26 protein-coding genes are annotated in these 26,532 nt (G+C 54.1%); 18 read left to right on the top strand and 8 right to left on the bottom strand.

All coding sequences use genetic code 11. The features are described 5' to 3' along the window. Positions 1 to 25: 25 nt before the first annotated feature. Together yedF and yedE are read right to left on the bottom strand one after the other, a co-directional pair. Positions 26 to 259: a sulfurtransferase-like selenium metabolism protein YedF gene (yedF, locus tag BMF08_RS18110; protein WP_072568918.1), complete on the bottom strand. Its 234-nt coding sequence runs from the start codon at positions 257 to 259 to the stop codon at positions 26 to 28. Further along, positions 256 to 1,461, bottom strand: coding sequence for a selenium metabolism membrane protein YedE/FdhT (gene yedE, locus BMF08_RS18105; protein WP_072568917.1), 1,206 nt, complete (start codon positions 1,459 to 1,461; stop codon positions 256 to 258). Before yedE ends, yedF begins: the two co-directional genes overlap by 4 nt. A 187-nt stretch (positions 1,462 to 1,648) precedes the next feature. Between yedE and yedD the strand changes: the two genes are divergently transcribed. Further along, positions 1,649 to 2,062 carry a lipoprotein YedD gene (gene yedD / locus BMF08_RS18100; RefSeq protein ID WP_072568916.1) on the top strand — a complete coding sequence of 138 codons (414 nt, stop codon included), beginning with the start codon at positions 1,649 to 1,651 and terminating at the stop codon, positions 2,060 to 2,062. Between the two features lie 41 nt (positions 2,063 to 2,103). Here the strand turns inward: yedD and amyA are convergent, their stop codons facing one another. The 4 genes from amyA to fliD form a co-directional block, all read right to left on the bottom strand. Further along, on the bottom strand, positions 2,104 to 3,591 hold the full coding sequence (amyA, locus tag BMF08_RS18095) for an alpha-amylase (protein ID WP_072568915.1): 1,488 nt from the start codon (positions 3,589 to 3,591) through the stop codon (positions 2,104 to 2,106). 102 nt (positions 3,592 to 3,693) lie between these two features. Beyond that, positions 3,694 to 4,053 carry a flagella biosynthesis regulatory protein FliT gene (fliT, locus tag BMF08_RS18090; RefSeq protein ID WP_072568914.1) on the bottom strand — a complete coding sequence of 120 codons (360 nt, stop codon included), beginning with the start codon at positions 4,051 to 4,053 and terminating at the stop codon, positions 3,694 to 3,696. Next, entirely contained in the window at positions 4,053 to 4,463 is a 411-nt protein-coding gene (fliS, locus tag BMF08_RS18085; protein ID WP_072568913.1) for a flagellar export chaperone FliS, read from the bottom strand. Before fliS ends, fliT begins: the two co-directional genes overlap by 1 nt. A gap of 20 nt (positions 4,464 to 4,483) precedes the next feature. Continuing rightward, positions 4,484 to 5,896 (bottom strand): flagellar filament capping protein FliD, encoded by a 1,413-nt coding sequence (gene fliD, locus BMF08_RS18080; RefSeq protein WP_072568912.1) that lies wholly within the window; start codon positions 5,894 to 5,896, stop codon positions 4,484 to 4,486. A gap of 242 nt (positions 5,897 to 6,138) precedes the next feature. Between fliD and BMF08_RS18075 the strand changes: the two genes are divergently transcribed. From BMF08_RS18075 to sdiA, 15 genes are all read left to right on the top strand, one after another. After that, entirely contained in the window at positions 6,139 to 7,074 is a 936-nt protein-coding gene (locus BMF08_RS18075) for a flagellin N-terminal helical domain-containing protein (protein ID WP_072568911.1), read from the top strand. 192 nt (positions 7,075 to 7,266) lie between these two features. After that, complete coding sequence (locus BMF08_RS18070) at positions 7,267 to 8,202, top strand: flagellin N-terminal helical domain-containing protein (protein WP_072568910.1); 936 nt, start codon at positions 7,267 to 7,269, stop codon at positions 8,200 to 8,202. Positions 8,203 to 8,366: 164 nt separating this feature from the next. After that, a complete protein-coding gene (locus BMF08_RS18065) occupies positions 8,367 to 11,888 on the top strand; it encodes a glycosyltransferase (protein ID WP_072568909.1) in 3,522 nt (1,173 codons plus the stop codon). 157 nt (positions 11,889 to 12,045) lie between these two features. After that, on the top strand, positions 12,046 to 13,191 hold the full coding sequence (locus BMF08_RS18060) for a DegT/DnrJ/EryC1/StrS family aminotransferase (RefSeq protein ID WP_072568908.1): 1,146 nt from the start codon (positions 12,046 to 12,048) through the stop codon (positions 13,189 to 13,191). Between the two features lie 13 nt (positions 13,192 to 13,204). Beyond that, a complete protein-coding gene (locus BMF08_RS18055) occupies positions 13,205 to 13,897 on the top strand; it encodes a WbqC family protein (protein WP_072568907.1) in 693 nt (230 codons plus the stop codon). 8 nt (positions 13,898 to 13,905) lie between these two features. Next, the gene (locus BMF08_RS18050) at positions 13,906 to 14,892 is read left to right on the top strand and encodes a hypothetical protein (RefSeq protein ID WP_072568906.1); all 987 of its coding nucleotides are present in this window, start codon (positions 13,906 to 13,908) and stop codon (positions 14,890 to 14,892) included. Positions 14,893 to 14,898: 6 nt separating this feature from the next. Then, a complete protein-coding gene (locus tag BMF08_RS18045) occupies positions 14,899 to 16,176 on the top strand; it encodes an ATP-grasp domain-containing protein (protein ID WP_072568905.1) in 1,278 nt (425 codons plus the stop codon). A 17-nt stretch (positions 16,177 to 16,193) separates the two neighbouring features. After that, positions 16,194 to 17,258, top strand: coding sequence for an FkbM family methyltransferase (locus tag BMF08_RS18040; RefSeq protein ID WP_083580934.1), 1,065 nt, complete (start codon positions 16,194 to 16,196; stop codon positions 17,256 to 17,258). 282 nt (positions 17,259 to 17,540) lie between these two features. Continuing rightward, positions 17,541 to 18,260, top strand: coding sequence for an RNA polymerase sigma factor FliA (locus BMF08_RS18035; protein WP_072568903.1), 720 nt, complete (start codon positions 17,541 to 17,543; stop codon positions 18,258 to 18,260). Positions 18,261 to 18,316: 56 nt separating this feature from the next. After that, the gene (gene fliZ, locus BMF08_RS18030; RefSeq protein WP_072568902.1) at positions 18,317 to 18,868 is read left to right on the top strand and encodes a flagella biosynthesis regulatory protein FliZ; all 552 of its coding nucleotides are present in this window, start codon (positions 18,317 to 18,319) and stop codon (positions 18,866 to 18,868) included. An 86-nt stretch (positions 18,869 to 18,954) separates the two neighbouring features. Then, positions 18,955 to 19,755 (top strand): cystine ABC transporter substrate-binding protein, encoded by an 801-nt coding sequence (gene tcyJ / locus BMF08_RS18025; RefSeq protein WP_072569473.1) that lies wholly within the window; start codon positions 18,955 to 18,957, stop codon positions 19,753 to 19,755. A gap of 106 nt (positions 19,756 to 19,861) precedes the next feature. Continuing rightward, complete coding sequence (dcyD, locus tag BMF08_RS18020; RefSeq protein ID WP_072568901.1) at positions 19,862 to 20,848, top strand: D-cysteine desulfhydrase; 987 nt, start codon at positions 19,862 to 19,864, stop codon at positions 20,846 to 20,848. A gap of 21 nt (positions 20,849 to 20,869) precedes the next feature. Next, a complete protein-coding gene (gene tcyL / locus BMF08_RS18015) occupies positions 20,870 to 21,538 on the top strand; it encodes a cystine ABC transporter permease (protein ID WP_072568900.1) in 669 nt (222 codons plus the stop codon). Next, positions 21,535 to 22,287, top strand: a complete 753-nt coding sequence (tcyN, locus tag BMF08_RS18010; protein WP_072568899.1) for an L-cystine ABC transporter ATP-binding protein TcyN — start codon at positions 21,535 to 21,537, stop codon at positions 22,285 to 22,287. Before tcyL ends, tcyN begins: the two co-directional genes overlap by 4 nt. Positions 22,288 to 22,564: 277 nt before the next feature. Further along, positions 22,565 to 23,287, top strand: a complete 723-nt coding sequence (sdiA, locus tag BMF08_RS18005) for a transcriptional regulator SdiA (RefSeq protein WP_072568898.1) — start codon at positions 22,565 to 22,567, stop codon at positions 23,285 to 23,287. Between the two features lie 70 nt (positions 23,288 to 23,357). Here sdiA and BMF08_RS18000 read toward each other — a convergent pair whose 3' ends face one another. Both BMF08_RS18000 and BMF08_RS21500 read right to left on the bottom strand, forming a co-directional pair. Further along, positions 23,358 to 23,582 carry a DUF2594 family protein gene (locus tag BMF08_RS18000; RefSeq protein ID WP_072568897.1) on the bottom strand — a complete coding sequence of 75 codons (225 nt, stop codon included), beginning with the start codon at positions 23,580 to 23,582 and terminating at the stop codon, positions 23,358 to 23,360. Further along, on the bottom strand, positions 23,542 to 23,649 hold the full coding sequence (locus BMF08_RS21500) for a hypothetical protein (RefSeq protein ID WP_442778367.1): 108 nt from the start codon (positions 23,647 to 23,649) through the stop codon (positions 23,542 to 23,544). Before BMF08_RS21500 ends, BMF08_RS18000 begins: the two co-directional genes overlap by 41 nt. Positions 23,650 to 24,038: 389 nt before the next feature. On the opposite strand from BMF08_RS21500, the gene uvrY reads away from it, so the two are divergent. Next, complete coding sequence (gene uvrY, locus BMF08_RS17995) at positions 24,039 to 24,695, top strand: UvrY/SirA/GacA family response regulator transcription factor (RefSeq protein WP_072568896.1); 657 nt, start codon at positions 24,039 to 24,041, stop codon at positions 24,693 to 24,695. Next, on the top strand, positions 24,692 to 26,524 hold the full coding sequence (gene uvrC / locus BMF08_RS17990) for an excinuclease ABC subunit UvrC (protein ID WP_072568895.1): 1,833 nt from the start codon (positions 24,692 to 24,694) through the stop codon (positions 26,522 to 26,524). Before uvrY ends, uvrC begins: the two co-directional genes overlap by 4 nt. Positions 26,525 to 26,532 lie beyond the last annotated feature (8 nt).

The following is a 26,532-nucleotide window of genomic DNA, read 5'->3' as shown; positions in this document are numbered from 1 at the left end:
CCGTCAGGCGGAGGGAGACTTAACCCTATTTCTGGATCAGATAGCGAATGGTTGGCCCGTCCTGCTGAATGTCCAGCACGGTATAGCCGTGGTTTTGCGCATCCAGCGGAATGTTATTGATCGACTGCGGGCAGTCGCTGACCACTTCCAGAATTTCGCCTTTTTTCAGCTGCGGCATCGCCTCCAGCGTGGCGACAGCCGGGTAGGGGCAGGGTTCGCCCACCATATCGAGACGATAATCAGGCACGATAGCTTTCATGCTGGCTCCTTAATGGCGACGCGCGCCGCCCGTTTGAAGAACTGTTTTTCCCAGGCCACCATCAGCAGGAACGCCGCCAGCAGCATGGCGTAAGTGACCAGCAGCCCGCCCAGCGGACCAAAGGTGTTAAGCAGGTTGATCTTATCCCAGCTTGTCGCCAGCGGCGCGGACAGGTCGTCCCAGAAATACGCCAGTAGCGTGGAGCCGATCACGTTGCCAACCCCCACCCACCAGTAGTGCACCTGGCCTTCCACCGCGCGGTACATCCAGCCGGTTTCACAGCCGCCCGCCAGCACAATGCCAAAGCCGAACAGCAGACCGCCCAGTACCGCATTCGGACCAGCCCACATAATTTTCGGCTCGACGCCCAGTTGCGTGTAGCTGTAGATGCCGATGGCGCTGACCGCCATCCCCAGCACAATGGCTTTTGCCAGATGGGTGCGGCCGGTGATCCACATATCGCGGAACGCCGAGGTAAAGCAGATCTGCGCCCGCTCGATCAGTAAGCCAAAGCCGACGCCGAACAGCATGGCGAGACCCAGCTTTGGCTTATCCATCGCCGTCAGCAAGGCCCAGCCGATCATGCCGACAAACACCAGCATGCCAAGACGAAAACGACGCCGCGCCTGCTCGGGTTTCTGGGTTAACGGCGAGGCGCTGGAGACTTTCTGCATTTTTACCGGGATGCGGAAGACCGGCAGCAGGGTGACGCGCGCGCCAAACCAGGTGCCGACAGCGGTCGCCAGCGCGAAGAACCAGGCGTGCAGGGAGAACTGCGGAATGCCGGTGAAGAAAGCCGCCAGATTACAGCCCATCGCCAGCCGCGCGCCGAAACCGGCAATAATGCCGCCGACAATGGCCTGCGCGATACGGATGCGGTTACGCGGCATACGCAGCTTAACGTTGTTCGCCCACAGCGCGGCGGCAAAGCAGCCGCCGAACATGCCGATGATCATCATGCCGTCGATACGCGTCAGCGGTGTCCCTTCCAGATGGATCAATTTGTAGTAACCCCACTCTTCGGCATGTACGCCCATCAGCTGTAACAGCTGACCGCCCCAGCGGGTGAATTCGCCGGTGACCGCCCAGAAGGTGCCGGTAATGCCAAAATAGTAGGTGGAGAGGATCCCTGCGGCGATAACGGCAGGGGCGGGGGCCCAGAATTTGATTAACCAGGCCTGTTTGAACTGTTGCCACGACATTGTATTAATGACCTCTGAACTCAGAAGGTTTTAAAAGAAGAGGCGATACTACACGCGTGCGCGGGTTTGCAAAGCAGAAAGACCCTTTTATCTGGCAGAGATCAATTTTATGCCGTATCGGTGAAAGGCTGGCAGGGGCAACGCTTTAATGCCACACTGTTTTTTTTCTTCATGAGCAGGATAACAGATGAAAAAAGTAGCAATTCTTGGCGCATTGCTGGCGCTGGCTGGCTGTGCGCAAGTGGAAGATTATCAGGCGGTGGTAAAACATCCCGCACCGGCGGGGCTTGCCGGTTACTGGCAGTCAAACGGCCCACAGAGCGCGCTGGTCAGCCCGGAGGCGATGGCCAGCCTGATCGTCACCCAGGATGGCGATACGCTGGACTGCCGCCAGTGGCAGCGGGTGATTGCCGTACCGGGTAAACTGATGCTGAGCGGCGACGATCTGAAAAACGTCACCCGTAAGCTGGAAATTTATGGTGTGGAGCGGGAAGGCAACCAGCTGGAGTATGCGGGCATGACGCTTAAACGCGTCGAACGCCCGACCAGCGAATGCGCCGAGGCGCTGGCGAAAAATCCGCTGCCGTCGCCGTTACCCTGACTGACAGGGCAGTGCGGGCGTTCCCCGCGCTGCCCGTTGTTTTACGCAGCCTCTTCTATTACCCACACGCTGACGCTGCCGCCGTTACAGGTGAAGGTGCCTTCGCCCAGGGCGTTGGTGGTGACGCTTTCATCGCGGTTGCCGAGAAAATCCCGCCAGACTTTATTGCCGTAGTTATCCCCGAGACTCAGTGTTTTTTCGCCGTCATCACCATTCGAGAGCACCACCACGCAACCTGGCTCCTCCAGCGTACCGCTGCGGCTGAAGGCGATGCAGTTAGGATGATCGAACCAGAGCGTCTGCACACCGTGGGCGAAGCGCTGACGGGCGAGGATCAACTGATCCAGCTGGTGGATGATCGGCATATCCACGTGATGCACCTCGCCGTCACCGCCGGTATCGTCATAACTTGCGCCAAACAGATCCGGATAGAACACCGAGGGCACGCCGTTTTCCCGCAGCAGGATCAGCGCGTAGGCGAGGGGCTTAAACCAGGCTTCCACCGGGGCTTCCAGCGCCTGTAGCGGCTGCGTGTCGTGGTTGGCGACCAGCGTCACGGCATGGAAAGGATCGGCTTCCACCAGCGTGCCGGTGAAAATCTGGCTCATGTCGAAATGGCTGCCCTGGAGCGAGGCTTCGTGGAATTTCATGTGCAGTGGGGCATCGAACAGCATGGTTTTACCGTCCACCTGATCGATATACTGTTTCAGCTTATCGACGTCGTGCGACCAGTATTCTGCCACCATAAACAGCGGTTCAGGCGCGACATCCTGAACGTGCTCGATCCACTCTTTATAGAACCAGGCGGGAATATGCTTCACGGCATCGAGGCGGAAACCCTGGCAGCCGGTCTGCTCCATCACCCAGCGCGCCCAGTATTTGATCTCTTCCGCCACCGCGGTGTTGCGGAAATCGATGTTCGCGCCCATCAGGTAGTCGAAGTTCCCCAGTTCATCGTCCACCTGATGGTTCCAGCCATCGCCGGTATAGTCATTGACGATTTTAAACACGCCGTCTTCGTCAGGATTTTCAATATGGTCGATGCCGCTGAAGCATTTGTAGTCCCAGACAAAGCGCGAGTACTGGCCCTGACGCACCGGAAAGCTGTAGCGCGTCCAGGCTTCGCATTCAATCACCGCGTCATCAATCTGCGTGCGGTCGTGTTCGTTGACCCGGTTGACGCAAATGGACTCTTTTTCGTCAGCGCCCATTTTATGGTTCACCACCACGTCCAGCAGTACCGCGATATCGTTTTCCCGCAGCGCGGCAATGGCCGCCAGTAGCTGGGCTTTATCGCCGTATTTGGTGGCGACGCTGCCTTTCTGATCGAATTCGCCCAGATCGAACAGATCGTAAGTGTCATAACCTACGGAAAAGCCGCCCGATGCGCCTTTGGACGCCGGGGGAAGCCAGACCATATTGATACCGATGTCATTGAAACCTGAAGCGCGTTCGGCGATTTCCGGCCAGAGTTTTCCGCCGTCAGGGTAATACCAGTGAAAGCACTGCAATAAGGTGGGGTTTTTCATCTTCCATGCTCCGGTGTGGGGATCAACGAAGTATGGGTGAAAATCAAAAAATGACGCGGGCGCAGTTTATAAAAAACGTCACCCGCCGGTCAGAAGCGGAACTTACAGCTCGCTCGGGAACAGAATATTACCGGAAAGACGTCCATATGCTGAATTCAGGTTGTGCTGGCGGGAGGTTTGTCCCACCAGGGTGCGCAGCTCTTCCATGCGCTGATGTAATAACGTTTTCAACTCGACTTCATTATCAAGGATCTGCCGGAGCAGCGGACGGACCTGCGCCTGGACGGCAGGTGCCACCTCTCCGGCATCCTGAAACTGCGTCAATCTTTCCACTGCCGCAATGTAGTTAAGTTCATGTTCAATCAGATCGTCCCAGCGGCCTTCTCTGGCGAGAGTAAGCATACTGCAACTGGCGATTAGTAACTGCTGATAGTGGTGGAGCAACCCGACATGTGCTTCCATTAGAAGGACTCTCGCGCATTAGGATTATTGGGACCAATTTCTTTCCAGGCGTCCGCAATGTTGTTGAGCAAAATTGTGACTTCCTCAATGGCGCTGACGTCATTGTGCAGATTGGCGTGTAAAAGACGTCGTGTCATGTAGTCATACAGGCTGTCCAGGTTTGCGGAGAGCTCACCACCGACATCGTGGTTAAGTCCCGCGCGCAAACCATTAGTGATGATATTGATGGCTTTCGACAGCGCTTGTCCTTTACCGGGAATATCTCCCTGCTCAATCAGAATGGCCGCCTTTTTCATGGCGCTTAAGGCGCCGTCAAACAGCAGTACCACAAGTTGATGGGGGCTGGCGCTCAGGACGGCGCTTTCCACGCCGACCGTTGCATAAGCCTGAATTCCCGATTTTGTATACATAGCAAACCTCAATAAATAACTTATGAATTCATCGCGTTAAATTGCTGGGTCAAATAGTTGCCGGTGGAGGTCAGGGAGGAAACCATTTGACTCAGTGCAGTAAACTGCGTTTTGTAACGGGCCATGGTGGCGGTGATCTGCGCGGTAACACGCTCTTTTTGCTCATCCAGCTGTTTCAACGACTTGTTGATACCGTCGGTGGCATTTTTCAGTGAGCCATCAGTACCGAGAATGCTTTTCAGCAGGCTGCTGGTCTGGGTGGCAAAGCCGGTGGTTTTGCCATCGCCGGACAGGAAGCTGATCACGTCCGCCGGTTTTTCGTTCAGCGCTTTATCAAGCTTGGTGCTGTCGACCGTCAGTTTGCCGTTGATATCCTGGGTGATCCCCAGTTGCGACAGGGCAGAGAGGGTGCCGTCGTTAGTCTGGGACGTGGAGAGCATGGAGCGCAGACGCGTCTGGATATTGCGCAGCGTACCGTCGCCCAGCAGATCGCCGTTGCTGGAGTCCTGGCCGGTAGCGGTACCTTTATCAACCGCCGTGTATTTGGTCTGGCTGCCGATAGTGGTTTGCAGCGAGTTATAGGCATCAACGAAGGCGTTAATGGCTGCGGTCATCGGGGCGTTATCTTTAACGACCGTCAGGGTTTCCGGGGTGCCGGTAGTGAGCTTCGTCAGGTTCAGCGTCACGCCTTCCGGCGCATCGGTGATGCTGTTGCTGCTGCGGGTGATCTCAATGTTATTGATCTTCACTTTCGCGTCGGCAGCGGCAACCTGTTGCGTCATATTGCTTGGGTTAGCGCCGGTGGCGTCATAACCAATGTATTTTGCCAGCTCGCTGTCATTGGTGGTGACGGTCATGGCATTTTTCGTGCCGCTGTCACGGGAGGTCAGCGCCAGGTAATAGCTGTTGTCGTCCGCTTTAATGATGCTGGCGGTGACGCTGCCCTGTTTAGCGTTAATCGCATCACGCACATCCGCGAGGCTGGTTTTATCCGCCGCGAGCGTCACCGTCAGCGGATCTTTCTGGCCCGGCTGCGCGATGGTAATGGTGCGTGAGGCGAGGCTGGAATCGCCCAGATCGGTATCTTTACTGGCCACTTTCGGGCTGAGCAGCGACTGTGACGCCGCCAGCGCGGTCACTTCTACAGAGTACGTCCCCGCAGAGGCACTATTAGACAGCACGGCGCTGAACGCGGTATTAGTGCTGGACACTTTGGCCGAGGCGATAGCAGAGGTATTTTTCAGCGCATCGGAAGCGGTCTGTACTTTATTCAGCGCAGTTTGCACCACGTTCCATGCGGTCAGTTTGGCTTTAAAAGACGTTTGTTGAGAAGTAATAGGGCTTAACTTCGTCTGTTCGGCGGTTTCCAGGTTGCTATATAAAGTATCCAGGTTCAGGTTGGTACCCGCGCCGATTGAGCTTATCGATGCCATTGATTCATCCTTTCTTATTTAGACAATCACTGGATGGTCTATCGGCAGCGACAGCGAAAAGATTAGAGTCTTTTAGAAAAAACAATGGCGGAATAAAGCCCCTCATTAACCGGCAGTTTGCGCCTTTAAAAAAATGATCTTTTTTTCTAAAGGTTGTGGAGGAGCTGTCGATAATCAGGTTGACGGTGAGAAAACCGTAGGCGGAAGCCTGAATCTGATAACTTTTTCAAAGGAATACCATCATGGCTGTTATTAATACTAACACCCTGTCGCTGATGACTCAGAACAACCTGACTAAATCTCAGTCTTCTCTGGGCTCCGCGATCGAACGTCTGTCTTCTGGCCTGCGTATCAACAGCGCAAAAGATGATGCTGCTGGTCAGGCGATTGCAAACCGCTTCACCTCTAACATCAACGGCCTGACCGTTGCTGCCCGTAACGCGAACGACGGTATTTCTCTGTCGCAGACTGCTGAAGGCGCGCTGAGCGAAATCAACAACAACCTGCAGCGTATCCGTGACCTGACCGTTCAGGCGCAGAACAGCTCCAACTCCGCATCCGACGTTGACTCCATCCAGGCTGAAGTTAACGAACGTATGAAAGAAGTTGACCGCGTAACCAAGCAGACCGACTTCAACGGCATCAAAGTGCTGAACACCGGCGCAAGCTCCAGCACCTACAACTTCCAGGTTGGCGCGAAAGACGCTGAAACTATCGGCATCAAAATCAGCTCCAGCGACAGCTTCAACCTGGCAGCAGCCGGTTCTTCCGGTACTGTGCTGAACACCAAAGCAATGGCTTCCGGTACCGATACCGTTAACGGTAACGCACGTACCACCGAAGCTGTAGGCTTTGACGTACTGAAAGGTAAAGTGACTGGCGGCGCAACTGGCGCAGCAGCAGGCTCTACCCCGCTGGCAGACATCGACGCGGCAATCAAATCTGTTGACTCTCAGCGCAGCCTGCTGGGTGCGTCTCAGAACCGTTTCGAGTCCACCATCACTAACCTGAACAACACCGTGAGCAACCTGTCTTCTGCTCGCAGCCGTATTCAGGATTCCGATTACGCAACAGAAGTTTCCAACATGTCCCGCGCGCAGATCCTGCAGCAGGCTGGTTCTTCTGTACTGGCTCAGGCCAACCAGGTTCCGCAGACCATGCTGTCCCTGCTGCGTTAATTCGCAATTTAGCTTTATGCAAAAAGCGCCGTTTATCGGCGCTTTTTTTATTTTTACGCGCAGAAATAATCAAAATAAATCGACGTAAAGGCTAAAGCTTCTGCATCACGTGTCGATAACATTATTGAAGGCGATGAGGCCGTTGGGCACATGCCGAAATAGCATTAACACTATTAATTAAGGATAAATACCATGGCAGTGATCAACACCAATACCTTGTCGCTGATGACTCAGAACAACCTGACTAAATCTCAGTCTTCCCTGGGCTCCGCGATCGAACGTCTGTCTTCTGGCCTGCGTATCAACAGCGCAAAAGACGATGCTGCTGGTCAGGCGATTGCAAACCGCTTCACCTCTAACATCAACGGCCTGACCGTTGCTGCCCGTAACGCGAACGACGGTATTTCTCTGTCGCAGACTGCTGAAGGCGCGCTGAGCGAAATCAACAACAACCTGCAGCGTATCCGTGACCTGACCGTTCAGGCGCAGAACAGCTCCAACTCCGCATCCGACGTTGACTCCATCCAGGCTGAAGTTAACGAACGTATGAAAGAAGTTGACCGCGTAACCAAGCAGACCGACTTCAACGGCATCAAAGTGCTGAACACCGGTGCAAGCTCCAGCACCTACAACTTCCAGGTTGGTTCCAAAGACGCTGAAACTATCGGCATCAAAATCAGCTCCAGCGACAGCTTCAACCTGGCTTCTGCTGGTTCTTCCGGTACTGTGCTGAACACCAAATCCATGGTTTCCGGTACCGACGTTGTTAACGGTAACGCACGTACCACCGAAGCTGTAGGCTTTGACGTACTGAAAGGTAAAGTGACTGGCGGCGCATCTGGTGCAGCTTCTGGTACCACTCCGCTGGCAGACATCGACGCGGCAATCAAATCTGTTGACTCTCAGCGTAGCCTGCTGGGTGCGTCTCAGAACCGTTTCGAGTCCACCATCACTAACCTGAACAACACCGTGAGCAACCTGTCTTCTGCTCGTAGCCGTATTCAGGATTCCGATTACGCGACAGAAGTTTCCAACATGTCCCGTTCGCAGATCCTGCAGCAGGCTGGTTCTTCTGTACTGGCTCAGGCCAACCAGGTTCCGCAGACCATGCTGTCCCTGCTGCGTTAATTCTTACGCAGAAAAACAAAACCCGGCGCTGCCGGGTTTTTTTATGCCCGAATAAGCGTAAACCCGCAGAAATCCCCCCGGTTTGCCCTCTTTTTAGCGCTATTGAAAAAACGTAAATGCGCTAGGTTAACGGTTGGTATTGGAAGCACATCAGGAAATTATCCATGGCACAGCCCGCTCTCGTCAGTATTGTAATACCCGCGTATAAATCGGCCTGGTTTGAAGAGGCGCTTTGCAGCGCGCTGTCTCAGGATCACAGTAATTTCGAAGTGATCGTCAGCGACGATTGCGCGACTGACGAGATCAAGGACATTGTCGAAAAGTGGCAGAAAAAAACCGCTGTGCCGCTGCGTTATATCCGCAATAAACCGGCGCTCGGTGAACTGCTTAACTATGAGCAGTGCATCGAAATGGCGGAAGGGAAATACCTTAAATATCTGTTCGATGACGATGTGCTGGCGCCGGGCTGCGTGTCGGCGCTGGTGGCCGCCATTGAAAAATCGCCAGCTATTCGCATTGCCACCTCGCGCCGTCATCGTATTGATGTCAAGGGCGAGCGTATGGTGGACGACAGAGCCAATGCCGCGCCGGTAAAAGCCGATTCGGTACTGAACGGTAACGATGTGATCCGTTTTCAGCACAAGGGCATTGTCAACTTTATCGGTGAACCCAGTACGGTGCTGTTTTACCGGGAAGATCTGCTGGCGTTAATCGCCCATGAAGATCGTCTGTGTAACATTGACGGCGAGCTGATGTATTTTCTCGGCGACCTGGTGATGTACACCAAAATTCTGCGCAACAGCGATCTGGCCTATCTGGTGGAGCCGCTGTCGAGCTTCAGGGTTTCGCACCAACAGGTCAGCCAACTGGGACGTATGAAGGATAAAAGGGCGGCAGAATCCCATAAACGATTCCCGGAACTCCTGACCCTCAAAGGGTGGGGCGCGGACGACACCGTTGCGCCTGGGTTTGCCCGCGTAGCGCCGCTGGATGATGTGACCGCCGTACGCGTAGAAAATATTGAGCAACAGCTGGAAGATGGCCTGAAACAAAGCATGTTCGAGCACTGGATGTCGGTCAGAAAACTGACGGCAACCCAGGAACAGCTGATTGCCGATCATCTGGCAGGGCGTGAAGCGGCAGAGTTAACCCTGCTGATTGATGGCCGTCAGGCGACCGCCACGGCGATATACAGCACGCTGGCCTCGTTGAACAGCCGCTATTTTTCCTCGCTGATAATTACGCCTGTTGTCATCACCGACCTCGAACTGGAGGGTGTCACGACATTGCCCGCAGATTCAGGCATCGTAAATGTGATGAATGAACGGGCGGCAGCCGCGCCGCAGGCCTGGCATCTGGTGGTGCTGGCGGGCACCACTTTTACCCCTTCTGGCCTGATCTCTCTGTCAACCACGCTGGTTGAAGCCACAGGCTTGCTGGCGGTGTGCGGCGACGAAATCTTTTACGTTAACGATCAGCCCATCGGCGCGCGTTTCCGCCCGGACTTCAGCCTGGATATGTTTTTAAGCAACCCTGCGGTAATGGGGTACGGCTGGCTGCTGCGCGGCGAGATCGTAAACCAGGTGGGTAAATTTGATGTGCAGGCCGGAGCTGCCTTTGAATTCGATATTCTGGTGCGCCTGATTGAAAACAATGGTTTTTCGGCCATTGGTCACCTGGCCGAGCCACTGTTTATTACTCCGGATCGCACGCTTGCGGTAAAAGAAGAAAATCAGATCCTGCTGCGTCATCTGACGAACCGTGGCTATCCCCACGCGCGCCTGACCCGCGATATTTATGGTCATTGCCATATTGATTATGTCCACGCCACTGCGCCGCTGGTGTCGATCATCATCCCGGCAGGCAGGGTGCTGGCTAATTTGATCACCTGCGTAACCTCGCTTATCGAAAAAACAACCTGGTCGCCTTATGAGCTGATCGTGGTGGGCGATGGCGCCGCGCCGCTGGAGATGCAGCAGTGGATGGCGTCGCTGGCGGAAATCGATCCGCAGCGCATTAAGGTCGCGCTCACCGATGCGGTGCTTAGCCGCGCGGCGACCATCAATCAGGCTTCAACCCTGGCGCAGGGGGAATATCTCACCATCCTCCACCCGGATGTGATCATCAGCCAGCCAGACTGGCTGTCAAAACTGCTTAACCACGCGCTGCGCCCGGAGGTGGCGATCGTCGGCGGCAAGCAGTTGTACAGCGACGGCACCGTGCGCCATGCCGGTTACGTGCTGGGCTTAAACGGTGTGGCAGGGGAAGCCTTCTTCGGGGCGAATAATGACGATAAAGGTCATATGGGTCGCCTGCATTTCGATCAGAACTACAGCGCGGTGTCCGGCGATTTGCTGGTTATTAAACGCGACGTCTTTAACACGCTGTCCGGCGTGGATGAGACTATTCAGGACTTCTGGGACGTGGATTTATGTCTGCGCGCCCGCGCTCAGGGCTGGCTGACCGTCTGGACGCCGTCGGCAACTGTGATCCGCTCGGTGGCGAGTAAAGTGGCCCTGAGTGAAAAGGATGAAGCGGTACGCCAGGAGGCGATAGAGACGGCAGAAGATGAAATGTTCAGACGCTGGGAGCCGCAGATCGCCAGCGATCCGGCGTACAACACCAACCTGTCGCTCAGCAGCGAGCAGTTTATGGTCTGCCCTGACAGCCTGCTGAGCTGGCGTCCGTTGTCCTGGAAACCGCTGCCGGTGGTGATCCCTCATATGGCGGATTACGCCGGATGTGGTTATTACCGCGTCATCAAACCCTTTGAGGCGATGGAGCGCCTCGCCATTGCCGACGGAAAATTATCAGAAACCTTCCTCAGTATTCCGTATCTGAAACGTTTCCAGCCGGACAGTATTATCTTCCAGCGTCAGCTGACCCCGGAATTTCATGCCTGGGCGAAGCGGGTTTCCCGCATCGATAATACGTTTATGGTGTATGAGCTGGATGATTATCTGACTAACCTGCCCATAAAGAACGTGCACCGCGCGGAATTCAGCGTGGATGTCATTAAGATGCTGCGCAAAAGCCTGAGCTATATGGACCGCTTTGTGGTTTCTACCGCGCCGCTGGCGGAAGCGTTCTCCGACCTGCACCCGGATATTGTGGTGATGCATAACCGTCTGCCGGAAGACTGGTGGGGCGGGTTAACCAGCTTACGTCAGCAGGGTAAAAAACCGCGCGTCGGCTGGGCGGGCGGCTCCAGCCATACCGGCGATCTGGAAATGATCGCCGATGTGATCAAAGCCTTTGCGGATGAAGTGGAGTGGGTCTTCTTCGGCATGTGTCCGCCAAAACTGCTGCCGTGGATCCATGAATTCCACTCAGGTATTGATATTGAAATGTACCCCCAAAAGCTGGCGTCGCTGAATCTCGATCTGGCGCTGGCTCCGGTGGAAGACAACATCTTCAACGCCTGTAAAAGTAACCTGCGCCTGATGGAATACGGTGCCTGCGCCATTCCGGTTATTTGCAGCGACGTGGCCTGTTATCAGACCATTAATTCGGTCACGCGGGTGAAAAACCGTTATAAAGACTGGGTGGATGCGATTCGTTTCCATCTGGATAACGCAGGCGCCAGTGAACGTATGGGACGTGAACTGTATGATGAAATCAGACGCGACTGGACGCTGAACAGCGATAACGTTACCCAGTGGGCGAAAGCCTGGCTGCCTGGCTAAGGCCATCAGCAGGGTGGGCCGTTTCTGCGACTGTCCACCCTGCGCCTGTCTGAGCGTTCACCTCAAATAGGGCGTAAAATGCCTGTTGTTTTACCGATAAGCTCCATGCCCCCCTCGCTATTATGAGAACATTCCTCTTTACCTTGCAGGCTTGCTCATGGGCGATAACATTTTTGTCACCAGTCCGCTTTTGCCCCCTCTCGAAAAATTCATGCCGTATCTCGAGAAAATCTGGCAGAACAAGATCCTTACCAACGGTGGCGAATTCCATCAGGAGCTTGAAGAAGCCCTTGCCCGGTATCTTGGCGTTAATCACGTCTGCCTGTTTTCCAACGGTACGCTGGCGCTGTTAACTGCTCTGCAGGCGTTGCGCGTGACCGGGGAAGTGATCACCACGCCATACTCCTTCGTCGCCACCTCTCACACTCTGTTGTGGAACGGCCTGACGCCGGTATTCGCGGATATTGATCCGAAAACCTTTAATATCTGCCCCGAGCGCATCGAAGAGCTGATCACCCCGCAGACCACCGCCATTATGCCGGTGCACTGCTACGGTATCCCGTGTGATGTCGACAAGATCCAGCGCATTGCCGATATTTACGGCCTGAAAGTGATTTATGACGCCGCACATGCCTTTGGCGTTCGCCAGCAGGACAACAGCATCCTGAATCACGGCGATCTTTCCGTGCTGAGCTTCCACGCCACCAAAGTATTCAACACCATTGAGGGCGGGGCGATCGTCTGTCGTGACGCCAAAATGAAGCAGCGTATTGATTACCTTAAAAACTTTGGTTTTGCCGATGAGACCACCGTGGTGGCGGCGGGAATCAACGGCAAAATGAACGAACTGCAGGCGGCCTTTGGGCTAATGCAGTTGCAGCATATTGATGACGCGCTGGATAAGCGAGCGGCTATTGATGCGTACTACCGCGAACTGCTGGCCGACGTGCCGGGCATGACGCTGCTCTCGGTGCCGGAAAGCACCGACTGGAACCACGCCTATTTCCCGGTGCGCATCAGTAAAGATTACCCCCTGAAGCGTGACGAGCTTTATGCGCTGCTGAAACAAAACGGCATCATGTCGCGCCGCTATTTTTATCCGTTGATCAGTAGCTTCCCGATGTATCGCGGGCTGAACAGCGCCGCCAAATCGCTGCTGCCGGTAGCCAATCAGGTGGCGGAAGAGATCCTCTGTCTGCCCATTTATCCGGATCTGGCGCGTCACGATCAGATGCGCATCGCCGACATCATTAAATCCGCCGCGCTGGTGGGCGTGGAGCCTAAAATGGACGAAGCCGGTTGATGAGGGCAGGCAGATGATTGTGTCGATCATGCAGCCCTATCTTTTCCCGTGGATTGGCTATTTTCAACTGCTGGCGCAGGCGGACGTTTTCGTGCTTTATGACGATGCCTGCTACATCAAACAGGGCTACATCAACCGCAATACGTTGTTAGCGGCGGGGCAGGCGCAGCGCTTTACGCTGCCGGTGCCCGGCGCGTCATCCAATAAACGTATTGGCGAACTGGCATTTGATACTCAGGTTGAGAAGCTGCTTAAGACGCTGCGCCAGAGTTACCGGCACGCCCCGGCGTATTCTGACGTTATGCCGCTTATCGAGGACGTATTACTGCATCAGGATCGTGATATTACCGCCTGTTGCCAGCGGGGAATGGAAAATATCCTCGCTTATCTCGGCCTGACGCGGCGGCTGATCCGCTCATCCGAACTCGACTATGACCGTACGGAGAATGCCGAAAATAAAGTGATCGGCATGTGCAACGCGCTGAGCGGCGATATCTACGTTAACAGTACCGGTGGGCGACATCTCTATTCTGCCGCAGCTTTCGCGGCACAAGGGATCGCCCTGCGTTTTCTGCAGGCAAATAATGTTGCCTATGATCAGGGAACGCCTGAATTTGTGCCGAATTTGTCCATTATTGACGTGCTGATGTACTGCACTCCGGATGCCGTGCGCCAGGCGCTGGATCATTATCACTACACTGAGTAAAGCCGCCCATGACAACCAAAACTTTCGGCGGCTATTTCCCGTTAGAATTACCTGCCCCGCAATCACATTATTATCCGCACGCACGGCAATATCGCTCTGCCCGCAATGCACTTTATCACCTGCTGATGACCCGTTGTCCGCAGCGGCTCTGGATGCCGGTGTTAATTTGTCAGAGCGTAATCGATGCGGTGATGGCATCCGGCGTGGAAATCATCTGGTATCAGCTGGATGACGACTATTTTCCGCAGTTATCTGAAGCATTCGGCGTGGATGACTGTCTGTTATACGTCGATTATTTAGGCCACTGCGAGGCGCAGAGCGAAAGGTTATTACGCCTGTTACCGGCGCAAAGCGTTATTATCGATCGCTCCCAGGGATTTTATTCCCCGCCGCCAAAGGCGCTGGCCTGTCTCTGGTCGCCGCGTAAATTCTTTGGCGTTGCCGACGGGGGATTACTGCAAACGGCAATAACCCTGCCGCCTGCGGATGAGCCGACAGAAGAGACGCACAGTCATACCGCGCATTTATTGCTGCAGCATGAATACGATACCCGGTCAGGCTATGGCGCGTTTTTGCAGGCGGAAGCGGCGCTGAGCACCATTTCGGCCAGCGGCATGTCGGCACTGACCGACAGGTTATTGCGCGCGGTAAATTACCGCGAGATCCAGCAGATCCGCGAGCGAAATTATCGCCTGCTCCGCGCCCGTCTTGCGGATCTGAATGCGTTTCGCTTTCCTGCATTACCCGTCAGCGGCCCTTTTTGTTACCCGTTTTATTTTCCTGCCCGCTCATTGCATGCGGCATTAATTGCCCGGGGCGTCTTTGTGGCGACCTACTGGCGGGAAGTACTGGATCGCGTTACAGCGGACAGCATTGAAGCAAATTTTGTCAATTATATGGTTCCCTTGCCGTGCGACCAGCGTTACAGCGAAAGCGATATGCAGCAATTAAGCGACATTGTCAGGGCAGTGGTGGAAGATGGCGATAAGGACTGAATAATAATGAAAAAATTAAACGTACTGGTGTTTCCCTGCGGTTCAGAAAATGCCGGTGAGATAGCTCAGTCACTGCGTTATTCCCTGCACGTTAACCGTTTAATTGGCGCGTCCAGCGTTGAAGATCACGGTCGTTTTCATTTTTCTGACTATATCGGTGATGTGCCTTTTATTCACGATCCGGCATTCAACGGTTATTTTGGCGATCTGCTGAAAACACAACAGATTGATGTGATTTTCGCCACCCATGATACCGTCTGTGAAAAACTCGCGGGCATGGCGGAATTAGCGGGCTGTTATCTGGTGAACGGCGATCCGCATACCACCCAACTGGCGCGGCGAAAGAGTCTCACCTATCAGGCTTTTGCGGGTACGGACTGGGTACCTGAAATGTATCCGCCGGGCGCAGAACCACAACACTGGCCGGTGATTGTCAAACCCGACTGCGGGCAGGGTGGTAACGGCGTGGTGCTGGCCGCCGATGCGCAACAGCTTGCGCAGGCGATAACGACGATGGACATGCCGGTGATCGTGGAATATCTGCCGGGCCGGGAAGTCACCGTCGACTGTTTTACCGATCGCAACGGCAAGCTGGTGTGGGCCGGGCCGCGTACTCGTGAGCGTATCAGAGCGGGGATCGCCATGCGTTCCACTTTGCTTCCTGTGGATGATGAGATTGCCACCATCGCTGCAGAGATCAATGAACGCGTAACTCTGCGCGGCCCCTGGTTCTTCCAGCTTAAACAGGATCGCTTTGATCGCTGGAAGCTGCTGGAAATCTCCTGCCGTGTCGCGGGGACCATGGTGGCGCAACGCGCCCGCGGGGTGAATTTACCGCTGATGGCGCTGCATGATTATATGGGGCGCGACGTGTCGCCGCTGGTAACGCCGCACGTCACGCTGGTTGAGCGCGCCATCCGCACACGCGCTGATACCGCATTGCAGTATGAGCATGTGTATGTCGATTTTGACGATACGCTGATCATCAACGGCCAGCCGAATCCCACGGTGCTGGCGTTTTTATATCAGTGCCGGATAGACGGCAAGCGCCTTTATTTAATTACCCGCCATGTACATGAGCCGATTGAAACCCTGCATCGCGCGGCAATTTCACCGCTGCTGTTCGATGAGATTATTCACCTCAAAGAAGGTGAAAAGAAATCGGCGTATATCAGCGGTCCGGCCATTTTTATCGATAACTATTTCCCGGAGCGCCTTGATGTCGCGCAGCGGGAAGATGTGCTGGTGCTCGACGTCGACGCCGTCGATTTTTATATCAAGTGATTGTGAATGAGGTTTTCATGACGAATACATGCAGCGAGCACCTTCGCCCACTCTGCGACGCCTTTATGCGGGGAGAGGTTCCCCGTTATATTTTCGGGCGTACGCCTTATGCGGCCAGCATCGCTGAATATATAACGCCGGATGGCGTTATTGATGATTTTACCACTGAGCGCGAATTTGCCGGCCTGCCGGTGGTAAAAATGGCTGATGTTCCGCAGCACGCCATCGTGCTGTCTGCAATTGTCGATGGCCGTCCGGTGAGCGTGGATCGCCTGCTGAAAAGCAGCGGCAGACAGGTTATCGACTATTTTTCATTTAAAAACTACGTTGATTTCCCGCTAAAAGAAGGCGCGTTTGTTTCATCCGCAGCCTTTCAGGACGATTACCGGAACAATCGCGAGAAATACGATCGTATCGCGGCTTTGCTGGCGGATGACATTTCACGCGAAACCTTTTCCCGGCTGGTAAAATTCAGGCTGGAAGAGGATCTTAACCTGATGTCCTGGTTTACGTTCCGCCCCCAGGAAAGCTATTTCGAACCCTTTGTTAATCTGCATACGGAAAAACCGGTTTTTGTCGACGTCGGCAGTTTTGACGGTGAAACGGCGCGCGAGTTTATTCGCCGCTGTCCGGCGTATCATCGGGTCGATCTGTTTGAACCTGAGCCGCGGCAGATGGCGGTGATAAAGGAAAAATTAACAAACGAACGTGATATTTATTATCATCAGTGCGGTGCCTCAAATAAGAAAGAGACGCTGACATTCACCTCCTCCGGCAGCTGGTCACACCTTGATGATAACGGCGATATCGTTATTAACGTCGATACCATTGATTCGCTGGTAACCGAAGCGCCCACCTTTATCAAAATGGACGTAGAGGGCCACGAATATGCGGCGCTGGAAGGCGCGCGCCAGTCGATTATTACGCATCATCCGGCGCTGGCGATTTGCTGCTATCACCGGGTTGATGATTACTGGAAATTGCCTGAGCTGGTCTTCTCGTTCCGATCGGATTATAAGCTGTATCTGCGCCACTATACCGAAGGGGTGCTGGAAACCGTTTTTTACTTTATTCCGGTCTGACCAGTAAGCGCATAAAGATGAAACGGGGAAGCAAGGTAATGTTCCCCGTTCGCTATTTTTTTGTCGATGACACGCGCAATTTTATTATGGATTGTGAGCTAAAACAGGTTTTTAGCTGAGCTGTTGATTAACAGGTATTTTTTGTACATTTTATGCTTCCGCGCTTAGGATTTGGCTTAATGAAGGCAAATAACCGCCCATTTCACCCACTATTCATCCGATTAAAAGCCCTCCAGAATCGGATAATCATGCCGATAACTCATTAACGCAGGGCTGTTTATCGTGAATTCAATGTATACCGCTGAAGGTGTAATGGATAAACACTCGCTGTGGCAGCGTTATGTACCACTTGTGCGTCATGAAGCATTGCGCCTGCAGGTGCGTCTGCCGGCGAGTGTGGAACTGGACGATCTGCTACAAGCGGGCGGCATCGGTTTACTGAATGCAGTTGACCGGTACGACGCTCTGCAAGGAACGGCATTTACCACTTACGCAGTGCAGCGTATTCGTGGGGCGATGCTGGATGAACTGCGCAGCCGTGATTGGGTGCCGCGCAGCGTCCGGCGTAATGCCCGCGAAGTGGCACAGGCGATGGGACAGCTGGAGCAGGAACTGGGACGCAACGCGACGGAAACCGAGGTCGCGCAGCGGCTGAGTATTCCTGTCGAAGAATATCGTCAGATGTTGCTCGATACCAATAACAGCCAGCTCTTCTCTTATGACGAGTGGCGGGAAGAGCATGGCGATAGCATCGAGCTGGTGACCGACGATCACCAGCAGGAGAACCCGTTACACCAGTTGCTGGAGAGCAATTTGCGCCATCGCGTGATGGAGGCTATCGAAGCCTTGCCGGAACGTGAGCAACTGGTCCTGACGCTGTACTACCAGGAAGAGCTTAATCTCAAAGAGATTGGCGCGGTGCTGGAAGTCGGCGAGTCGCGGGTGAGCCAGCTCCATAGCCAGGCCATTAAGCGCTTACGTACCAAGCTGGGTAAGTTATAGGCACGTGTTTATCGCCTGAAGAATGCCGCACAACGTATTGACAACCAGGAGTTATCATGACGGTGCAGCACGCTAAAAGACGGCCCTTAAGCCGCTACCTGAAAGACTTTAAACACAGCCAGACGCATTGTGCGCATTGCCACAAACTGCTTGATCGCATCACGCTGGTGCGTCGCGGTGAGATCGTTAACAAAATCGCGATTTCGCGCCTCGACACCCTGCTGGACGAAGCCGCCTGGCAACAGGAACAGCAAGAGTGGGTCGCGCTATGTCGTTTCTGCGGCGATTTGCACTGCAAAGAGCAGAGCGATTTCTTCGATATTATCGGTTTTAAACAGTATCTGTTTGAGCAGACCGAAATGAGCCACGGCACGGTGCGTGAGTATGTTGTCCGCCTGCGCCGTCTTGGCAACCATCTTACGGAAAATAATGTTTCTCACGAACAGCTGGCTGATGGCTTCCTTGATGAAGTCCTGGAACCCTGGCTGCCGTTGACCAGCACCAATAACTACCGGATTGCGCTGCGCAAGTACGCCCAGTTCAGGTCACAATCCCACTTTATTGCCGCACAGAAAATCGCGCCTCAGGCAACTTCTGATATATATTAAAAATGAATAACATGTAGCGTAGTGGTGTTTGACCAACAGGCCATACACCATGCACTATCGTGAAAATTTTCTTATTCGGGGTGACTATGAAACTTGTTCAGTTAGGTCGTCAGGCGCTGATGGGCGTTATGGCTGTTGCGCTGGTAGCAGGTATGAGCGCGACGACGTTCGCTGCAGATAATGTGCTTAATAAAGTTAAAGAACGCGGAACCTTACTGGTTGGGCTGGAAGGCACTTATCCTCCCTTCAGCTTCCAGGGAGATGACGGCAAACTGACTGGCTTCGAAGTGGAGTTTGCGCAGGAGCTGGCAAAACATCTTGGCGTAAAAGCCGATCTTAAGCCTACCAAGTGGGACGGCATGCTGGCGTCGCTGGACTCCAAACGCATTGATGTGGTGATTAACCAGGTCACCATCTCCGATGAGCGTAAGAAAAAATATGACTTCTCCACGCCGTACACCATCTCTGGTATTCAGGCGCTGGTGAAAAAAGGTAACGAAAGCGGCATCAAAACCGCAGCCGATCTGAAAGGCAAAAAAGTCGGCGTGGGCCTCGGCACCAACTATGAAGAGTGGCTGCGCCAGAATGTACAGGGCGTGGACATTCGTACCTATGACGATGACCCGACCAAATACCAGGATCTGCGCGTAGGCCGTATCGACGCCATTCTGGTGGATCGCCTGGCGGCGCTGGACCTGGTGAAGAAAACCAAAGACACGCTGGCGGTAGCAGGCGATGCGTTCTCCCGTCAGGAAGCGGGCGTGGCCGTGCGTAAAGGCGATGACGATCTGCTGAAAGCTATCGATGCCGCCATTGCGGATATGCAGAAAGACGGCACCCTGAAGGCGCTGTCTGAGAAGTGGTTTGGCGCTGACGTGACGAAATAATCATCGGCAGTTAACGAAAAAGGCGCTGATTAGAGCGCCTTTTTTATTTATTGCGCCGTACCGTGCATAATCAATGAATGATTCGTTACACAGCACCGGAGATTTCATGTCCCTGCATAATTTAACCCGTTTTCCCCGCCTCGAATTTATCGGCGCGCCCACGCCGCTGGAGTACCTGCCGCGTTTTTCCGATTATCTGGGCCGCGAGATCTTCATCAAGCGCGATGATGTGACGCCGATTGCCATGGGCGGCAACAAGCTGCGTAAGCTGGAGTTCCTCGCCGCCGATGCGCTGCGCGAAGGGGCCGATACGCTGGTGACCGCAGGCGCCATCCAGTCCAACCACGTACGTCAGACGGCGGCGGTGGCGGCGAAGCTGGGTCTGAACTGCGTGGCGCTGCTGGAAAACCCCATTGGCACCCGCGCCGAAAACTACCTCACTAATGGCAACCGCCTGCTGCTGGATCTGTTCAGCGCGCAAATAGAGATGTGCGACGCGCTGACCGATCCGGTTCGCCAGCTGGATGAACTGGCGACGCGCGTCGAAGCCCAGGGCTTTCGTCCTTACGTGATCCCTGTGGGCGGATCCAACGCGCTGGGGGCGCTTGGCTATGTGGAAAGCGCGCTGGAAATCACCCGCCAGTGCGAAGATACGGTGGACATATCCTCGGTGGTGGTGGCCTCCGGCAGCGCCGGGACGCATGCCGGGCTGGCGGTGGGCCTCGGGCAGTTAATGCCGCAGGCGGAGCTGATTGGCGTCACGGTATCGCGCAGCGTGGCGGATCAGCAGCCGAAAGTGGCCACGCTGGTTAAGGAACTGGATACCCTGCTGGACGTGCAGACCCGCGCGGACATTGTGTTGTGGGACGACTATTTTGCGCCATCCTACGGCACGCCGAATCCGGAAGGGCTGGAAGCGGTTAAACTGCTGGCGCGTCTGGAAGGCATTTTGCTCGATCCGGTGTACACCGGCAAAGCCATGGCGGGCTTGATTGACGGTATCAGTCAGAATCGCTTTAAGGATCAGGGACCGGTTCTGTTTATACACACAGGTGGCGCACCGGCGCTTTTCGCCTACCACCCCCATGTCTGATTTGCGAACAGAAGAACGATAATGCAAGAAAGTATACAACTGGTGATCGACTCCGCGCCCTTCCTGCTTCGCGGGGCGGTATTTACGCTACAGCTCAGTATCGGCGGCATGTTTTTTGGCCTGCTGCTGGGCTTTATTCTGGCGCTGATGCGCATGTCGCCGCTGCTGCCGATCCGCTGGCTGGCGCGCTTTTATATCTCTGTCTTCCGTGGCACGCCGCTGATCGCGCAGCTATTTATGATTTACTACGGGCTACCGCAGTTCGGGATCGAACTGGATCCGCTTCCGGCGGCGATGATTGGCCTGTCGCTCAACACCGCGGCCTATACTTCAGAAACGCTGCGCGCGGCTATTTCCTCCATCGACAAAGGTCAGTGGGAAGCGGCGGCCAGTATCGGTATGACGCCGTGGCAGACGCTACGCCGGGCGATTTTGCCGCAGGCGGCGCGGGTGGCGCTACCGCCGCTGAGCAACAGTTTTATCAGTCTGGTGAAAGACACCTCGCTGGCGGCCACCATTCAGGTGCCGGAGTTGTTCCGTCAGGCCCAGCTGATCACCTCCCGTACGCTGGAAGTGTTCACTATGTATCTGGCCGCGTCCCTGATTTACTGGGTGATGGCGACGGTGCTGTCGGCGCTGCAAAATTATTTTGAAAATCAGCTTAACCGCCAGGAGCGTGATCCAAAATGAGTGCGATTGAAGTAAAAGACCTGGTGAAGAAGTTTCACGGCCAGACGGTGCTGCACGGTATTAACCTCGAAGTGGAAGAGGGCGAAGTGGTGGCGATTATCGGGCCAAGCGGATCCGGAAAAACCACGCTACTGCGCAGCATCAATCTGCTGGAACAGCCGGAAAGCGGCACCATTCGGGTAGGTAAGATTGCCATTGATGCCGGGCGGTCGCTCAGTTCGCAAAAAGCGGCTATCCGTGAACTGCGTCAGCGCGTGGGCTTTGTCTTTCAGAGTTTTAATCTGTTCCCACACCGCACGGTACTGGAGAACATTATTGAGGGGCCGGTCATCGTCAAAGGCGAAGAAAAAACCGAGGCGGCCACCCGCGCCAGGGAACTGCTGGCGAAAGTGGGACTGAGCGGCAAGGAAACCAGCTATCCGAAGCGCTTGTCCGGCGGGCAACAACAGCGTGTGGCCATTGCCCGTGCGCTGGCAATGCGTCCGGATGTGATTCTTTTTGATGAGCCGACCTCCGCGCTCGATCCCGAACTGGTGGGCGAGGTGCTGAGCACCATTCGTCAACTGGCGCAGGAAAAGCGCACCATGGTGATCGTTACCCATGAGATGAGCTTCGCCCGTGATGTCGCCGATCGTGCCATCTTTATGGATCAGGGGCGCATTGTCGAACAGGGCCCGGCAAAAGATCTGTTTGCTAATCCGCAACAGCCGCGAACCCGGCAGTTCCTCGAAAAATTCCTCATGCAATAAAAAAGGCGGATCGCCTCAGGCGATCCTGCTTTAATTTATCTTAAGTTAAGTTTTTTATCTGGCGGTTTCATTATTTCCTTTTGGTCTGAATTATTCTAAATATTTCTAAAGCGGTATTTGAAATACCGCTATTAATGCTGACCAGTACAATGAATCGACAATAAGATGCGGGTTATTCCACACCAGGACGTTATTTTGTATTTATAAATAAGTTTTATGTGTTAGTTTTATACATTCATAATAATGATGATAACAAGCAGGGGTTTTACCGGTATATATGCAGGAGACAGACTTTTTCACCTGGCGACGGGAGTTGCTGCATCTTTTTCAGGGGATGACATCAGCGGCAGAGGTTTATAACGAGCTACAGCGTCAGACGCAGCAGCTGGAATTTGATTATTTCTCACTTTGTGTGCGGCATCCTGTGCCTTTCACGCGGCCAAAATTATCCCTGGAGACCACCTACCCTGTCGCATGGACCTCGCATTATCAGGCGGAAAATTATTTCGCCATCGATCCGGTGCTGAGGCCTGAGAATTTTATTCAGGGACATCTGCCGTGGAGCGATCGTTTATTTAGCGAAGCCCAGCCTTTATGGGATGGCGCACGCGATCACGGTCTGCGCAAGGGTGTCACCCAGTGCCTGATGCTGCCCAACCGGGCGATGGGCTTTCTTTCTGTATCCCGCACCGATGTGCGCGGTAAAACGCGCTCTGATGATGAGATTGAGTTACGCCTGCAATTTCTGGTGCAGATGAGCCTGCTGACGCTGAGCAAGCTGAATGATGACACGGTGGCCGCGCCGGAGATGAAATTCAGCAAACGCGAGCGCGAGATCCTGAAGTGGACAGCGGAAGGGAAGACCTCGGCGGAGATTGCGATGATCCTGTCCATCTCGGAGAATACGGTGAACTTCCACCAGAAAAATATGCAGAAAAAATTCAATGCGCCTAATAAAACGCAGATAGCCTGCTATGCGGCGGCGACAGGGTTTATCTGAAAGACGATACGTTTCGCGTGTCGAACGTTACACCGGCTGACAGGGCAACACACTGTCAGCCGGTTTTTTATTACTGACGGTAAGCCTGTTTAATCTGCTTAACAGTGGCAGCAAAGACGTCAGCCTGCGCCGTATCTTCCATCTGGGCAATCTGCTTTTCCAGCTTCAGGATCACCCGGCCTGCGTCTGCCTGGCCCATCGCCTGTAACATCAGGGTTACCAGCGCTTTCATGCAGGAGACTTCCTGAGCCAGTTCAGGGCCATTTTCGGCAGTAGTGAAATCGGGTGTGTTCATGTAACGTCCTCGGTATGTAACAGCGCCTGAATGCGCCAGTGAATGTGAAGGCGGCGGAGTATACCACAAGGCCGGCAAAAAATAGCAGTGCTTGTTTTTTGATCGTTATTGATGCCGTTTAACAAATTAATCCCATAAATGATAAACAGTATAATTATCTGTTACACAATATATGTTTATAGCCGGTATCCCGCTGGTTAAATATTGTTAAATGACAGTCATTAATTACCGCTTCGTTTATCCGGTGATATTTAAATCTTTGAATAAACGCTGCTTAAATCGGCCACTTTAGACGTCATTTAGCACTTTTTCTTTCCGGAAATTGTACAGTCCTGTTTCCACCTGCCTGACCGAAAACGTACCCTGCGCATTTTTGGATTTTTATCTTGCGCTAAAAAACGGTAATATGTGCAGAATTAACTGAAAGTAGCGTTATCCCTATTCTGGAGATTTCCTTTGATCAACGTCCTTCTTGTTGATGACCACGAACTGGTGCGCGCAGGGATACGACGCATTCTGGAAGATATTAAGGGTATAAAAGTTTCCGGCGAGGTTTGCTGTGGCGAAGATGCTGTTAAATGGTGTCGCGCTAATCCTGTCGACGTCGTGTTGATGGATATGAACATGCCCGGTATTGGCGGCCTTGAAGCCACGCGTAAAATCGCGCGCTCAACCGCTGACACCAAAGTCATTATGCTTACCGTGCATACTGAAAACCCGCTGCCGGCGAAAGTGATGCAGGCTGGCGCGGCTGGCTATCTGAGTAAAGGCGCTGCGCCTAAAGAGATGGTTAACGCCATTCGCTCTGTGTATGCCGGTCAGCGCTATATTGCCTCGGACATTGCCCAGCAGATGGCGCTCAGTCAGATTGAGCCGGAAAAAACCGCATCGCCGTTCGCAAGTTTGTCGGAACGCGAGTTGCAGATTATGCTGATGATTACCAAAGGCCAGAAGGTGAATGAGATCTCAGAGCAACTGAATCTCAGCCCGAAGACGGTGAACAGCTATCGCTACCGGATGTTCAGTAAATTAAACATTCACGGCGATGTTGAGCTGACCCATCTGGCCATTCGACATGGTCTGTGTAATGCGGAGACGTTATCAAGTCAGTGAGTGAAGTTTTTGAACCCAAAGCCTTCCTGAGCACGGTGACCAGCAAACCCGGCGTCTACCGTATGTATGATGCCGGCGGTACCGTCATTTATGTCGGTAAAGCCAAAGATCTCAAGAAGCGGCTGTCCAGCTATTTTCGTACCAACGTCGGCTCACGGAAAACCGAGGCGCTGGTGTCGCAAATCCAGCAAATCGACGTCACGGTTACCCATACCGAGACTGAAGCCCTGTTGCTTGAACATAACTACATCAAACTGTATCAGCCACGTTACAACGTGCTGCTGCGGGATGATAAATCCTATCCTTTCATTTTCCTGAGCGCCGATACCCATCCGCGGCTGGCCACGCACCGTGGCGCAAAGCATGCGAAAGGCGAGTATTTTGGGCCTTTCCCGAACGGCTATGCGGTGCGCGAAACCCTGGCGCTGCTGCAGAAGATTTTCCCCATCCGCCAGTGCGAAAACAGCGTTTATCGCAACCGCTCGCGCCCGTGCCTGCAATATCAGATTGGCCGCTGTCTGGGCCCCTGTGTGGCAGGACTGGTCAGCGAGGAAGAGTATGCGCAGCAGGTGGATTACGTCCGGCTTTTCCTGGCGGGGAAAGACGATCAGGTGTTGAACCTGCTGATCGAACGTATGGAAAAGGCCAGCCTGGCGCTGGACTTTGAACAGGCGGCGCGGATACGCGATCAGATCCAGGCGGTCAGACGCGTCACGGAAAAACAGTTTGTTTCCAATACTGGCGACGATCTGGACGTGATTGGCGTCTCCTTTGATGCGGGCATGGCCTGTGTCCATGTGCTGTTTATTCGTCAGGGGAAAGTGCTCGGCAGCCGCAGCTATTTCCCGAAAGTTCCGGGCGGCACTGAGCTTGGCGAGGTGGTGGAAACCTTCGTCGGTCAGTTCTACCTGCAGGGTAGCCAGATGCGCACGCTGCCTTCCGAGATCCTGCTGGACTTTAATCTGACGGACAAAACGCTGCTGGCGGATTCCCTGTCGGCGGTTGCGGGGCGGCGCGTAAACGTGCAGACCAAACCGCGCGGCGATCGGGCGCGTTACCTGAAACTGGCGCGCACCAATGCTGCGACAGCGCTGAGCACTAAGCTTTCGCAGCAGTCGACCATTCATCAGCGTATGACGGCACTCGCCGCTATGCTCAAGCTGCCGGAAGTAAAGCGCATGGAGTGTTTTGACATCAGTCATACCATGGGCGAACAGACGGTGGCGTCCTGCGTGGTCTTTGATGCCAATGGCCCGGTGCGCGCCGAGTATCGCCGCTACAATATTACCGGCATTACCCCCGGCGATGATTACGCGGCGATGAACCAGGTGCTGCGCCGTCGTTACGGCAAGGCAATCGAGGAGAGTAAAGTTCCCGACGTGGTGCTGATCGACGGCGGGAAAGGGCAGTTGGGCCAGGCAAAAGCGGTGTTTGCCGAACTGGACGTTCCCTGGGATAAGCATCATCCCTTATTACTGGGGGTAGCAAAAGGCACCGATCGTAAAGCCGGGCTGGAAACGCTGTTCTTCGAACCGGAAGGCGAGGGCTTTAACCTGCCGCCGGACTCCCCGGCGCTGCATGTGATCCAGCACATTCGCGACGAGTCACACGATCACGCCATCAGCGGACATCGAAAAAAACGGGCAAAAGTTAAAAATACCAGTACGCTTGAAACTATCGAGGGCGTAGGGCCAAAACGTCGGCAAATGTTGTTGAAATACATGGGCGGATTGCAAGGTTTACTCAATGCCACCATTGAGGAAATTGCAAAAGTGCCGGGTATTTCGCAAGGCCTGGCAGAAAAGATCTACTACTCGTTGAAACATTAAGGGCTATG

Origin of the sequence: Enterobacter sp. SA187, assembly GCF_001888805.2 — a bacterium.
In the GTDB taxonomy this organism is placed as follows: Bacteria; Pseudomonadota; Gammaproteobacteria; order Enterobacterales; family Enterobacteriaceae; genus Enterobacter_D.
This window is presented reverse-complemented; position numbering and strand designations above follow the sequence as displayed.

Bases quoted from the DNA above. Each gene is read 5' to 3' on its own strand.
- yedF (WP_072568918.1), bottom strand. From the start codon at position 259: ATGAAAGCTATCGTGCCTGATTATCGTCTCGATATGGTGGGCGAACCC.
- yedE (WP_072568917.1), bottom strand. From the start codon at position 1,461: ATGTCGTGGCAACAGTTCAAACAGGCCTGGTTAATCAAATTCTGGGCC.
- yedD (WP_072568916.1), top strand. From the start codon at position 1,649: ATGAAAAAAGTAGCAATTCTTGGCGCATTGCTGGCGCTGGCTGGCTGT.
- amyA (WP_072568915.1), bottom strand. From the start codon at position 3,591: ATGAAAAACCCCACCTTATTGCAGTGCTTTCACTGGTATTACCCTGAC.
- fliT (WP_072568914.1), bottom strand. From the start codon at position 4,053: ATGGAAGCACATGTCGGGTTGCTCCACCACTATCAGCAGTTACTAATC.
- fliS (WP_072568913.1), bottom strand. From the start codon at position 4,463: ATGTATACAAAATCGGGAATTCAGGCTTATGCAACGGTCGGCGTGGAA.
- fliD (WP_072568912.1), bottom strand. From the start codon at position 5,896: ATGGCATCGATAAGCTCAATCGGCGCGGGTACCAACCTGAACCTGGAT.
- BMF08_RS18075 (WP_072568911.1), top strand. From the start codon at position 6,139: ATGGCTGTTATTAATACTAACACCCTGTCGCTGATGACTCAGAACAAC.
- BMF08_RS18070 (WP_072568910.1), top strand. From the start codon at position 7,267: ATGGCAGTGATCAACACCAATACCTTGTCGCTGATGACTCAGAACAAC.
- BMF08_RS18065 (WP_072568909.1), top strand. From the start codon at position 8,367: ATGGCACAGCCCGCTCTCGTCAGTATTGTAATACCCGCGTATAAATCG.
- BMF08_RS18060 (WP_072568908.1), top strand. From the start codon at position 12,046: ATGGGCGATAACATTTTTGTCACCAGTCCGCTTTTGCCCCCTCTCGAA.
- BMF08_RS18055 (WP_072568907.1), top strand. From the start codon at position 13,205: ATGATTGTGTCGATCATGCAGCCCTATCTTTTCCCGTGGATTGGCTAT.
- BMF08_RS18050 (WP_072568906.1), top strand. From the start codon at position 13,906: ATGACAACCAAAACTTTCGGCGGCTATTTCCCGTTAGAATTACCTGCC.
- BMF08_RS18045 (WP_072568905.1), top strand. From the start codon at position 14,899: ATGAAAAAATTAAACGTACTGGTGTTTCCCTGCGGTTCAGAAAATGCC.
- BMF08_RS18040 (WP_083580934.1), top strand. From the start codon at position 16,194: ATGACGAATACATGCAGCGAGCACCTTCGCCCACTCTGCGACGCCTTT.
- fliZ (WP_072568902.1), top strand. From the start codon at position 18,317: ATGACGGTGCAGCACGCTAAAAGACGGCCCTTAAGCCGCTACCTGAAA.
- tcyJ (WP_072569473.1), top strand. From the start codon at position 18,955: ATGAAACTTGTTCAGTTAGGTCGTCAGGCGCTGATGGGCGTTATGGCT.
- dcyD (WP_072568901.1), top strand. From the start codon at position 19,862: ATGTCCCTGCATAATTTAACCCGTTTTCCCCGCCTCGAATTTATCGGC.
- tcyL (WP_072568900.1), top strand. From the start codon at position 20,870: ATGCAAGAAAGTATACAACTGGTGATCGACTCCGCGCCCTTCCTGCTT.
- tcyN (WP_072568899.1), top strand. From the start codon at position 21,535: ATGAGTGCGATTGAAGTAAAAGACCTGGTGAAGAAGTTTCACGGCCAG.
- sdiA (WP_072568898.1), top strand. From the start codon at position 22,565: ATGCAGGAGACAGACTTTTTCACCTGGCGACGGGAGTTGCTGCATCTT.
- BMF08_RS18000 (WP_072568897.1), bottom strand. From the start codon at position 23,582: ATGAACACACCCGATTTCACTACTGCCGAAAATGGCCCTGAACTGGCT.